Annotated in this window: 9 protein-coding genes; 1 reads left to right on the top strand and 8 read right to left on the bottom strand. The window is 73.4% G+C overall.

The annotated features are described in order from the left end of the window. Positions 1-91: 91 nt before the first annotated feature. From EV190_RS13675 to EV190_RS13645, 7 genes are all read right to left on the bottom strand, one after another. Positions 92-1,270: an FAD-dependent monooxygenase gene (locus EV190_RS13675; RefSeq protein ID WP_133741925.1), complete on the bottom strand. Its 1,179-nt coding sequence runs from the start codon at positions 1,268-1,270 to the stop codon at positions 92-94. Between the two features lie 245 nt (positions 1,271-1,515). Further along, the gene (typA, locus tag EV190_RS13670; protein ID WP_133741924.1) at positions 1,516-3,405 is read right to left on the bottom strand and encodes a translational GTPase TypA; all 1,890 of its coding nucleotides are present in this window, start codon (positions 3,403-3,405) and stop codon (positions 1,516-1,518) included. Between the two features lie 226 nt (positions 3,406-3,631). Then, positions 3,632-4,072, bottom strand: a complete 441-nt coding sequence (locus EV190_RS13665; protein WP_133741923.1) for a (deoxy)nucleoside triphosphate pyrophosphohydrolase — start codon at positions 4,070-4,072, stop codon at positions 3,632-3,634. Between the two features lie 52 nt (positions 4,073-4,124). Continuing rightward, complete coding sequence (locus tag EV190_RS13660) at positions 4,125-4,901, bottom strand: decaprenylphospho-beta-D-erythro-pentofuranosid-2-ulose 2-reductase (protein ID WP_133741922.1); 777 nt, start codon at positions 4,899-4,901, stop codon at positions 4,125-4,127. A gap of 44 nt (positions 4,902-4,945) precedes the next feature. Further along, positions 4,946-6,310, bottom strand: coding sequence for an FAD-binding oxidoreductase (locus tag EV190_RS13655; RefSeq protein ID WP_133741921.1), 1,365 nt, complete (start codon positions 6,308-6,310; stop codon positions 4,946-4,948). A 28-nt stretch (positions 6,311-6,338) separates the two neighbouring features. After that, entirely contained in the window at positions 6,339-7,286 is a 948-nt protein-coding gene (locus EV190_RS13650; RefSeq protein ID WP_133741920.1) for a decaprenyl-phosphate phosphoribosyltransferase, read from the bottom strand. A gap of 11 nt (positions 7,287-7,297) precedes the next feature. After that, on the bottom strand, positions 7,298-8,221 hold the full coding sequence (locus EV190_RS13645; RefSeq protein WP_133741919.1) for a DUF3068 domain-containing protein: 924 nt from the start codon (positions 8,219-8,221) through the stop codon (positions 7,298-7,300). Between the two features lie 184 nt (positions 8,222-8,405). Here EV190_RS13645 and EV190_RS13640 point away from each other — a divergent pair, with 184 nt between their 5' ends. Then, positions 8,406-9,662: an acyltransferase family protein gene (locus tag EV190_RS13640; protein ID WP_133741918.1), complete on the top strand. Its 1,257-nt coding sequence runs from the start codon at positions 8,406-8,408 to the stop codon at positions 9,660-9,662. Positions 9,663-10,188: 526 nt separating this feature from the next. Here EV190_RS13640 and EV190_RS13635 read toward each other — a convergent pair. Next, a complete protein-coding gene (locus EV190_RS13635) occupies positions 10,189-12,105 on the bottom strand; it encodes a hypothetical protein (protein ID WP_243742561.1) in 1,917 nt (638 codons plus the stop codon).

Genomic DNA, 12,105 nt, shown 5'->3' with positions numbered 1-12,105 from the left:
GGCCGGACGAACTCCCACTCGGCATCCGACAGTTCATGACGACGTATCACGACACCATGATCCACCAGCGGCGATCATTTGAAAACACTACCTAGACCCGGGCGGCCTCCACCGGGGGGTGCCAGTCGAGGATGGGGTCCAGGAACCGGGACATCATCCGGGGGGCGAGCCTGCCCATCATGCCGGCGCCGGCGTCGCGGAGCCCGGCCACGAGGGCCGACTCGCTCTGCACGTTCTCGGCCAGCTGCGCCGAGCGCTGCACGATCAGGCTCGTGCGGGCCAGCCTGGCGTCGGTGTAGGAGGCCAGCGCGACCGGCACGTAGGCGGTGGACCCGCTGACCTGGTGGGCCAGCACGACCGCGTCCTCCATCGCCTGGCAGGCGCCCTGTCCCAGGTTGGGGGTCATGGCGTGCGCGGCGTCGCCCAGCAGCGCGACCCGGCCCTTGTGGTAGGCGGGCAGCGGGGTGTCGATGTGCCACACGTCGGTCCGCAGCACCGACTCGGGGCCCACCGACCTGAGCAGCCACCGGATGGGGTCGTGCCATCCCTCCAGGAGCCGGAACAGCTCGGCCCTCTCGTCCGCGGCCCTCTCCCCCGCCGGGGCGTTCGCGGTGGCGTAGCAGTAGACCCTCCCGTCGGGCAGCGGCAGCATCCCGAAGGCGGTGCCGCGCCCCCAGCTCTCCCCGTAGGAGATCGGCCCGTCCGGGGCCGAGGTGATGAAGCGCCAGCTGGTGAAGCCCGCGTAGACCGGTCCGGGGTGCTCCAGGAAGAGTTCGGGCCGGGTCGTGGACCGGAGGCCGTCCGCGGCGACCACCAGGTCCGCGGTGAGCTCGCCCGCGGTGGTGCCGACCCTGGCGAGCTGCCGGGTGTCCCCGGGCTCGACACTGGTGACGGTGGTCGCGGTGTGCAGCGCGGTGGCGGGCAGGCGGCTGAGCAGCAGGTCGACGAGGTCCGAACGCGGCAGCACGACGATCGAGTCGCCGAGCCGCCTGCGCATGTCGTCGGCGTCGGTGCGCAGCAGCCAGCGGCCGTCCCTGCGGCGCAGCCCGGCGCTTCCCTGTTCCACGGCGAGCGCGCGCAGGGAGTCGCCCAGACCGATCGAGTCGAGAGCGCGCAGTCCGTTGGGCGCGACACCGAGACCGGCGCCGACAGGCTCGACCGCGGGCGACCGCTCGCAGACGGTCACGGCCCATCCCTTGTCATGCAGGGCCGCAGCGGCGGTGAGTCCGCCGATGCCGCCTCCCACCACGACAGCATGAGGCTGAGCCATGAAGGTGTCCTTTTCGGTTGCCGGGGAGTCGCGCGCGCCGTGCCCGCCGAAGGGATCGGGAAAGCGCCCTGACCTACCAGGCTAAGGTCCGCGCCCCGGGAACGCCATGCATTCGGGGGTTTTCGGTGCCCGACGCGCCGTCCCGATCCCACTGCCCGAAACGCCGGAGGTGCGGCGATACCACCCGGAAAGCGCGCCAGGCGGCGGCATCGCGGATGCCGCCGCCCGATGTCGCCTCCGCTCCGCTAGGAGCCGCGCTTCTTGTGCGCGAGAGTGCGGGCGCGCTCTTTCTGGTCCAGGACGACCTTGCGGATGCGCACCGCCTCGGGGGTGACCTCCACGCACTCGTCCTCGCGGCAGAACTCCAGGGCCTGCTCGAGGGAGAGCTTGCGCGGGGGCACCAGGCGCTCCAGCTCGTCACCGGTGGAGGAGCGCATGTTGGTGAGCTTCTTCTCCTTGGTGATGTTGACGTCCATGTCGTCGGAGCGGGAGTTCTCCCCGACGATCATGCCCTCGTACACCTCGGTGCCCGGCTCCACGAACAGGACGCCGCGCTCCTGGAGGTTGGACATCGCGAAGCTGACCGCGCTGCCCGCGCGGTCGGCGACCAGCGAGCCGTTGGGGCGGGTGCGCAGCTCGCCGTACCACGGCGCGAAGTCCTCGAAGACGTGGTGCGCGATGCCGGTGCCCCGGGTCTCGGTCAGGAACTCGGTGCGGAAGCCGATCAGGCCGCGCGAGGGGACCACCCAGTCCATCCGGACCCAGCCGGTGCCGTGGTTGCTCATGTTCTCCATGCGGCCCTTGCGGATGTTGAGCAGCTGGGTGATGGCGCCGAGGTACTCCTCGGGGGCGTCCACGGTGAGGCGCTCGACGGGCTCGTGCAGCTTGCCGTCGATCTGCTTGGTGACCACCTGCGGCTTGCCGACGGTCAGCTCGTAGCCCTCGCGCTTCATCTGCTCGACCAGGATGGCCAGCGCCAGCTCGCCGCGGCCCTGCACCTCCCAGGTGTCCGGGCGCTCGGTGGGCAGGATGCGCAGGCTCACGTTGCCGACGAGCTCGCGGTCCAGGCGGTCCTTGACCAGCCGGGCGGTGACCTTGGACCCCTTGGCCTTGCCCACCAGCGGGGAGGTGTTGGTGCCGATGGTCATGGAGATGGCGGGCTCGTCCACCGTGATCAGCGGCAGCGGGCGCGGGTTCTCGGGGTCGGCGAGGGTCTCGCCGATCATGATCTCGGGGATGCCCGCGATGGCGATGATGTCACCGGGGCCGGCCTTCTCGGCGGGCTTGCGCTCCAGCGCCTCGGTCATCAGCATCTCGGTGATCTTGACCTGCTGGACGGTGCCGTCACCCCGGATCCACGCGGCCTGCTGGCCCTTGCGGATCTCGCCCTGGTGCACGCGGCACAGCGCCAGGCGGCCCAGGAACGGGGAGGCGTCGAGGTTGGTCACGTGGGCCTGGAGCGGCGCCCCCGGGGTGTACTCGGGGGCCGGGATGGTGTCCAGGATGGTGCTGAACAGCGGCTGGAGGTTGTCGTTGTCCGGCACGGTGCCGTCCGCCGGACGCTCCAGGGACGCCTTGCCGTCCCGGGCGCACGCGTACACGATCGGGAACTCGATCTGCTCCTCGGTCGCGTCCAGGTCCATGAAGAGCTCGTAGGCGTCGTCCACGACCTCGGCGATACGGCTGTCGGGGCGGTCGACCTTGTTGATGACCAGGATCACCGGCAGCTTGGCGGCCAGCGCCTTGCGCAGCACGAAGCGGGTCTGCGGCAGCGGGCCCTCACTGGCGTCCACCAGGAGCACCACGCCGTCCACCATGGACAGGCCGCGCTCGACCTCGCCGCCGAAGTCGGCGTGGCCGGGGGTGTCGATGATGTTGATGACGACGTCCTCGCCGTCAGGCGTCGTGTAGTGGACCGCGGTGTTCTTTGCGAGAATGGTGATGCCCTTCTCGCGCTCCAGGTCGTTGGAGTCCATGACGCGGTCGTCGACGTCCTGGTTGGCCCGGAATGCACCGGACTGCCAGAGCATCGCGTCCACGAGCGTGGTCTTGCCGTGGTCGACGTGCGCCACGATGGCGACGTTACGCAGGTCCGAACGGCGGGCGGTGCCTTCGGCGGGGGTGGCGGTGGGCATGCGAAAGTCTCGATCTCATCTGCTGGGAAACACCGCGACTCCCGCGGCCGTCTATCAGTTTATGCCGTGCCAACCCCCTGCCTGGGAAACGTCCAGGTCAAGGAAAGCGTGCACGGACACGTTCGCGGCCGGATCCGGCCGCCTGTTCCCGGGACGGGCCGGACCCGCACCGGGGAGGGCCGCGCCGCCCTCACCTCGTGCTTCGCGCCCGGACGTCCTCCGCGCCTCACCCGCCGGACGCGGGGCCGCCCGCTTCGAGACAGGGCCGGATGTCGTCGAGGAAGGGCAGGTCCGCGGGGAGCCAGTCCACCTCGGGGAGCTCCGCCGCGGTGAGCCAGCGCAGCGCGAGGTGCTCCAGCGGCCGCGGCTCGCCCTCGGCGAGTTCGGCGATCCACACCCGCAGCAGCGCGGGCGGGCCCTCGGGGCGGCGCGGAAGCGCGACGTCGCGGTCGATCCTGCGCAGCGGTCGGACGCCGACCCCGAGCTCCTCCCGGCACTCGCGGACCAGGGCCTCCTCGTCGGTCTCCCCCGGGTCGACCTTGCCCCCGGGGAACTCCCACCGGCCGCGCATCTGGACGGGGCCGGCGCGCTGCGCCGCCAGGAGCGTGCCGTCGCGGACGATCGCGGCGCCGACGACGATCTGGGTCCGGAGTCGGGACTGGGTCACGAGGGAAGACGCTACCAAGCGGCCGGGCCGGCGTTCTCGTCCCGGGCGCTCCCTAGCGCGGCAGTCTCCGCCACACCGCCCGGGGGAGCAGGCGCATCGCGGTGGAGACGGGCCCGAGGACGCGCGGCACCCACACCGCCTCGGCTCCGGTGCGCAGCCCCGCGGCGACCGCGTCCGCCACCCGGGCCGGGGTCGTGGCGAAGGGCGCCTCGTCGACGTGCGCGGACATCCTGGTGCGCACGTACCCCGGGCGCACGACCAGCACCCGGGCGCCCGTTCCGGCCAGGGAGTCGCCCAGCCCCTGCGCGAAGCCGTCCAGCCCCGCCTTCGCCGCCCCGTAGACGAGGTTGGCGCGGCGCACCCGCACCCCCGCCACCGACGACAGCACCACGAGCGTGCCGTGCCCCTGGGCGCGCAGCCGGGCGGCCACGGCCAGTCCCGCCGAGACGTGCCCGGTGAGGTTGACCGTCACACCGGCCGCCGCGGCCTCGGGGTCGGCATCCGGTCCGGCCTGGTCGCCCAGCACCCCGAAGGCCGCGACGACCACGTCGAGGTCGCCCACCCGCCGCACCGCCGCCTCGACCGTCCCGGCGTGCGTCGCCGCGTGCGCGGCGTCGAAGTCCAGTACGTGCACCTCGTCCGCGCCGGCCCCGCGCAGCAGCGCCTCGGCGCCGGCCAGCGCCGCGCGCCCGGCCTCCCCGGTCGGCCGCGCGGCCAGGACCACCCGCCGGGCGCCGTCGCGCACCAGCCTGGCCGCGACCGCCAGCCCGATCTCGCTGCGTCCGCCCAGCAGCAGGACCGAGTCCACCGTGCCCACCGCGTCGCGCATGCGTACCTCCCCGTTCCCCGTCCTCGCCGCGTCGTGCGGTCCGTTCACAGGCCGAGGCGGCGGGACAGGTCCGACACCAGGACCCGGTCCGGGTCCACCCGGTCCCGAACGCGCCGCCACCGTTCCAGCCCCGGGTACATCGCGTGCACCGCCGGGGCGGCCGCCCTGCTGTCCTTGGCCAGGTAGATCCGTCCGCCGGCGTCCAGCACCAGCTCGTCGAGGCCGGTCAGCAGCGCGGCCAGGCCCGGCAGTCCGGCGGGCAGGTCCAGGGCGAGCGTCCAGCCCGGGCCGGGGAAGGACAGCGGAGCCGGGGTGCCCCGACCGAAGCGCTTGAGCACCGCCAGGAAGGACGCCGCGCGGCGCTCGGCGAGGCGCTCCGCGATCCGCCGCAGCGTCCCCTCCTCCCCGAAGGGGACCATGAACTGGTACTGCACCAGCCCGCGCGGACCGTACACCCGGTTCCAGTCCCGGAGCGCGTCCAGCGGGTGGAAGAAGCCCGCCATGTCCTGGATCTCGTCCCGGCGGACCCGCGGGGCCCGGGCGTGGTAGGCGGCGTTGAAGGCCCGCACGGTCAGGGGGTTGAGCAGCCGCGGCGGAACGTGCCGGGGCACCCCCGCCACCGCGCCGGGCGCGAACCGCAGGGGCGCGCGGCGGGCCGCGGGCGGCAGCTCGTCGCGGGTGGCGTGGTGGGCGCGGGTGAGCACGCCGCGGCCCAGCGCGCGGCCGCGCGCCAGCAGGTCGATCCAGCAGACGGTGTAGCGGTAGCGGTCGTCGCTCTCGTCCATCAGGGCCAGCGCGGCGTCCAGGTCGGGGGTCCGGTCGGTGTCCACCCGCATGCGGGACGTCTCGATCGGGAGCACCGCGAATGCGGCCTCGGTGACCACACCGGTCAGGCCCATCCCGCCGACGGTCGCCCAGAACAGCTCCGCGTCGCGGTCCGGGCCGATCCGGTGCGCCGTGCCGTCAGGGGTGACCAGGGTGAGCGAGCGCACGTGCGCGCCGAACGAGGAGTCGACGTGGTGGTTCTTGCCGTGGATGTCCGCGCCGACCGCCCCGCCGACGGTGACGTGCCTGGTCCCGGGGGTCACGGGGACGAAGTAGCCGCGCGGCACGAGGTACCGCGTCAGCCGGTCCAGGCTGGTCCCGGCCGAGGCGGTGACGGTGCCCGAGGCGGTGTCGAGCCGGTGGCCCGGTTCGAGCTCGGCGCAGTCCGCGACCAGCCCGCCCGCGCACTGGGCGGCGTCGCCGTAGGAGCGGCCGAGGCCCCGCGCGATGAGGCCGTGCCCGCCGGGCCGGGCGGCCTCGCGCAGCAGCAGCGCCAGCTCGTCGGCGGTGCGCGGACGCGCGACGGTGGCCCGGCTGGGTCCGGTGCGGCCCCAGCCGGTGAGCAGCTCGCTTCGCCTGCGCAACCGGGTCCCTCCTTCCTCTCTCCCCGGCTCAGCCGAGGTGGACGCCGAGCCCGACCAGGACGAGCAGGCCGGCCAGGAGCACCTGGGCCGGGCGGTCGCGCAGCGCGATCTCCTCCGGCTCCTCGCCGACTCCGCGCTCCACCAGCAGGTGAAGCCGCAGCACGATCATGACGAAGGGGACGATACTCGCGGTGTACAGGCCGAGGGCGGCGCCGGTGTGCTCGTCCAGCGCCCACAGGCAGTAGGTGACGACCACCGCGCCCGACGCCATGGCGCGGACCTGGGCGAGGTAGCCCGTCGTGTAGTGCGCGAGCGCGGCGCGGCCGCCTCCGGACGCGGGGTTGCGCAGTTCGGCCTCGCGCTTCCCGGCCACGACCAGCAGCGCGCCGAGGGAGACCACGACGAGGAACCAGCTGGTGATCGGCAGGCCGACCGCCAGGCCCCCGGCGAGCGCGCGCAGCACGTGGCAGCCCGCGACCGCGACGATGTCGCAGACGGGGAGGTTCTTGAGCCAGAGCGTGTAGAGGACGGTGAGCGCCAGGTAGCCGAGCAGGACCGCGGCCAGCCGCAGGTTCTGGGCGAGCAGCGCGGCCAGCGGCGCGAGGCCGACGAGGACCGCGCCCAGGCCCGCCGCGAGCGGGACCGGGACGAGGCCGGACGCGACGGGGCGGTGGCGCTTGCGCTCGTGCGCGCGGTCGTCGGCGGCGTCGACGGCGTCGTTGAGCAGGTAGGTGCCTCCGGCCGCGACGCAGAACAGCGCGAAGGCCAGCGCCGTCCACCCCATGACAGCGGGGTCGGCGATCCTGCCCGCCAGGGCCGGGGCGGCCAGGACCAGCAGGTTCTTGGTCCACTGCCGGGGGCGGCAGGCGGCCAGGACGCCCCGGGCGAGGGCGGGCGTTCCGGGAGTCCCCGTCCCGCCCGCCGCGGCGCCGCGTTCCCCCCGCCCGGCTCGCGGGCGGGGTGCCGGTCCGCTCATCGCCGGGCGCCTCAACGCCGGGCGCGCCCGGCGGAGCCGCGGGGGACGTAGAGGACGACCCCGAAGACGACGATCGCCACCCCGACCGCCAGCAGGGCGACCGGCAGGGTGCTCCGGATCAGCACGACCAGGTCGCCCCGCTCCGCGTTCTCGATGTTGGCCGCGACCGTCTCGTCGCTGAAGCTCAGCACGCCCTGGAACATGACGAGCCGCTCCTCGCCGTCGACGACGGCCACCCGGCGCTGGTCCTCGCTCAGGTCGAGCGGGGAGCCGGTGACCGGGTCCACCCAGTAGGTGCGGGTGTTGCTGAAGACCACGTCGGCGGTGACGTCGCCCTCGCCCTCCATGCCGAGCAGGCTCCGGGGGAAGTCCCTGGTCTCGATCGAGGTCGGCTCGACGTCCTGCACGAACTTGTACGCCTCGACGCCCTCGACCTCCTCGACGCCCTCGAACCTGATCGGCAGGGTGCGCCTGGTCGTGGTGTCGAAGAACTCGTAGTCGCGCTGCTCGACCATGAAGGGCCACTTGAACGCCTGGCCGCTCTGGACGGTGGTCTCCTCGTTGACCGAGGCGCCGCAGCAGTCCACCGCCTCGCCGGTCACCCTGTCGTGCGGGGTCCGGCGGGTGGAGGACAGGAAGGCGAAGTCGCGCTCGACGTCGCGCACCCACATGAACTGGTCCCACACGACGGTCTCGTCGTCGCTGGCGGCCACGTCCGCGCGGATCGTCATGGTGGCCTCGACCCGGGCGTCCTCGATGATCTCCAGTTCGCCCGCGTTGAAATAGGTGACGCCCTCACCCTGGATCTCCGACTGCGCGTAGTAGTCCATCGGGGTCTTCATGACGGCACTGGCCATCCAGAAACGCAGCAGCGGAGCCAGCACAAGGCAGAAGACTCCGAACGCGATACAGACGACAGCCACGGTACGGCGCATTACCCCTCCCGGGCGGAACGATTTCTATCTGGAACAAGCTTCAGTTTGAGGTATCGTAGTATCCACCGTGATCAACGTCACCAGGGCGTGTCTGAATATTTATAACAGGTTCTATTTTGCTGCGAACCAGTAGGGAATGAAACCGGTTCCATGACCTCCTGACGCGTCACGGAAGGCTCAGCGCGTGCTCCCTGCCCCGTCCGGGTCCCCCTCGGCCCCCGGCTCTCCCGCCGCCGACGCGCGGCTCCCCCAGGTCAGCGGGCACCAGCCCGCGCTCGACGGTGTGCGCGCGCTCGCGGCGTTGATGGTGCTGGTGTTCCACGTCGCGGTGGAGACCGGGGACGCGCTCGCCCCCGGGGTGTGGGGCGCGCTCCTGTCCGGCGGCGAGATGGCGGTCCCGCTGTTCTTCGCGCTGTCCGGCCTGCTGCTGTACCGGCCGTGGGCGCGCGCGGCGCTCGACGGGACGCGCGGCCCCTCGGTCCGGCGCTACCTGTGGCGGCGCGGGGTGCGCGTCCTGCCCGCCTACTGGCTGGTCGCCGTGGTGGCCCTGCTGCTGTGGTCGCGGGACCGGCTGGGGTCGGCCACCGCCTGGCTGGAGGTCATGACGCTCACCTTCACCTACGACCCCGACCCGTGGTGGTACGGGACGGGGCCGCCGGGGCTGGGCCAGATGTGGAGCCTGTGCGTCGAGGCCGGCTTCTACCTGCTGCTGCCGCTGCTCGCGGCGGCGCTGGCGCTCCTGGGGCGCCTGGGGCGCGGCGACGTGGACCGCAGGGCCCGCCTGCTGCTCGCGGGCGTCGCGGCCCTGAGCGTGTCGAGCCTGGTCGCGCTGGTCCTCCAGTTCCACCCCGAGCCCCACCCCGCCATGCACACCTGGCTGCCCCGCACCCTGGGCCTGTTCGCCGTCGGCATGGCGCTGGCGGTGCTGTCGGAGTGGGCCTGGCGGGAGCCCGGCGCGGACGGCCCCGCCCGCCGGTTCTGCCGCACCCTCGCGGACTCCCCGGGCCTGTGCTGGAGTGTGGCGGGCGCGGCCTACCTGTTCGGGGTGACCCCGCTGACCGGCCCCCGGTTCGCCGGCGTGGACGGCCTCTGGGCCGCGATCGCCGAGCTCGCGCTGACGACGACCTTCGCCTTCTTCCTCATCGCGCCGCTCGCGCTCGCCCCCGGCCGTCCCCCCGGCCGCCCGGACCGGCTGCGCGCGCTCATGGGGCACCGGGTCGCGCGTTTCCTCGGCAGGATCTCCTACGGCGTCTTCCTGTGGCAGTTCGTCGTGCTGTACCTGTGGCGCGACTTCACCGGCCAGGAGGCGTTCACCGGCTCGTTCGCGCTGGACCTGGTCCCGGTCGCCGGGGGCACCGTCCTCCTGGCCACCGCCACCTACCACTGGCTGGAACAGCCCCTGGCCCGCCGCTGGTCCGGTCCCCGGCGGCCTCCCCGTTGATCGCGGCCTTTTCGGGGTCTCAGCCGCCTTCGAGGCTCCGAGAAGGCCACGATCGACGGGGAGAACGGACGCGGGGCACCAGGGAACCTCCAGCGGGGGGTGGTTCGGCGTCGGGAATTCGCCGACCGGATCGTCGGGGTGTCCTCGTGTGCGGCGCGGTGACGGGGGCGGCGACGGCGAGCGGGGGTCGGGGCCGCGCCCGTGATGTCCGTCGCGTGAGGGTTCCGTTGACGGTCGTGGGCTTTCTGCCTGTTTCGGGGCCGGGAAGGGCGGAAAGCCCGTGATCATTCCGGGTGGGGGCGGAACCGCCCTCGAATGTCCGGTGATCTTGCTGTTTCCCCCGAGGTCAAGGTTCTCGGGGGAAACAGCAAGATCACCAACGGAAACCACGCGAAACGGACGTCGTGGGCGCGGCCCCGACCCGCACCCGCCGTCGCCGCCTGCCGTCACCTCGCGATCCGCATGGCGTGAGGCCGAAAGACCCCCGAAACACCGATGCCCGAATCACCCCCGCGCCGACAACTCCCTAGTCCGCCTCCTCTTCTTCCTCTTCCCCCTCCTGGTGCCAGGGGTTGCCCTCCACGGTGGGGACCAGGTCGCCGAAGGTCACCCATTGGAGGCAGACGTCCTCCTCGACCGCCACGAGCAGCCGGGTTCCCGCCCCGTCCAGGGGGACGTACCAGGACGCGCCCCTCGGCGCGGCGGGCAGCGTCGTCTCCGCCACCGTGTCGCCCACCACCAGGGTCGCCTCGGTCGGCCCGCCGGAGGTGTAGGCCAGGCCCGCGACCAGGCCGGGGCCGCCCAGGGACTGCACCGGCCAGAGCACCTGCCCGTCGACGGCCGCCACGCACTCCTCCCCTTCGGGCGGTCCGAAGAACGTGCTCTCGGGCGCGGGTTCGGCGTTGACCAGGAACCCCGCGTCGTTGAACACCAACGGGAGCGCGGACGGCCGCGGGTCGGCGACGCGCTCGGCGACCTCGCCCTCGGCCAGCGGGCTGAGCAGGTGGGAGCTGAACCGCCGCTCCCCGTTCCAGGGCAGCACGATGTCCTGGGGGACGGGGCGCGGGTAGATCCCGGCGCCGTCGGGGACGTTCGCCACCGAGAAGCGCACCGTATCCAGGTACCAGCGGACCCGGTCGCCCGACAGCGTCGAGGCGTAGGCGTACGTGGAGTAGCCCGAGACCAGCAGGAACAGCGCGGTGGCCGCGACCGTCGCGGAGCGGATCCCGGCGAGCGGGATCCGGCCTCCCCGGTGGACGGGGCCCTGCCCGGCCTCCTTCCAGGTCGGCAGGAAGGCCAGTGCCAGGCAGAGCGCGAGGACCGGAGCGGCGTCGGCGACGTAGCGCGGGTCGTAGCCGGTGAGCTCCTGGTAGCGGCCCCGCGCGATGAGGGTGGGCAGGACGTCCGCGCACACCAGGTAGCCGGCCAGGACCGCCCACGCGCGCCAGGCCCGGCGCCGGTGCAGCAGACTCAGGAGCACCAGCGCCCCCAGCACCGCCCAGGCCGCCGCGACCACGCCCGGGTGCGGTTCCAGCAGGCCCCCCGCCGGTGTGACGGGGGTCCAGCGCACGGGGCCGCCGACCGCTCCGACGGGGAAGGTCTCGGCCAGCAGCCGCCGGGCCATGCCCAGGCCCACGTCGAGCCTCGGCACGCCCGCGCCCTCGACGTCGCGCGGCCGGGACAGGTAGACCAGCAGGTGGCCCGCCGTCAACGCCGCCATTCCCAGCCAGAACCGCGGGCGCGCCGCGAGGGCGGCCCCCGGGGCCCGGGACAGGCGCCCCGGCGTGCAGAAGGCCGCGGCCACCGCGAACAGCAGCGGCGGCAGGAGCATCGCCTTGACCGAGAAGGCCATCCCCAGCAGCACGGCACCCGCCGCCATCCAGGCGAAGCGCGTCCCGCCCTCCCGCAGGTGGCGGACGGTCCACAGCAGCGCCAGCGCGACGGCCAGCTGGAGGGGCACCCCGTTCAGCGCCGCCGACCACCAGGTCAGCACCGGAACGGTGAGGGGGGAGAAGACGTAGACCGCGAGCGGCGCGAGGATCGCCCAGCGGCGCCCGAACAGCACCCAGAGCAGTCGGAACGCCGCCGCGGCGGCCCCGCCCTGGAGCGCGAGCATGATCCCCGCGGTGAGCGGCCAGCTGTAGGGGGCGACGGCCGTCTGGACGTAGACCAGCAGCAGCGCGCCGGGCATCAGATGGCCCTTGTGCAGCTCCGTCAGGTACTCGACGGTCAGCGGGGACGCCGCCGCCCTCGCCACGAAGAGGAAGTCGTCCTCGACGAAGTAGGCGTGCCGCAGCACCCAGCCGCGCAGGAGCAGTGACGCGGCGATCAGCGCGGCGCCCAGCAGCACGACCGGGTCCCGGACGGCGCCGGACAGCCGGACCGCCAGCGGGCCGTGCGCGGCCCCGTCCCGGGCGGCTCCGGAGGGGTTGACCCCGCCCAC

Origin of the sequence: Actinorugispora endophytica, assembly GCF_004363075.1 — a bacterium.
GTDB classification, from domain to species: Bacteria; Actinomycetota; Actinomycetes; order Streptosporangiales; family Streptosporangiaceae; genus Actinorugispora; species Actinorugispora endophytica.
This window is presented reverse-complemented; position numbering and strand designations above follow the sequence as displayed.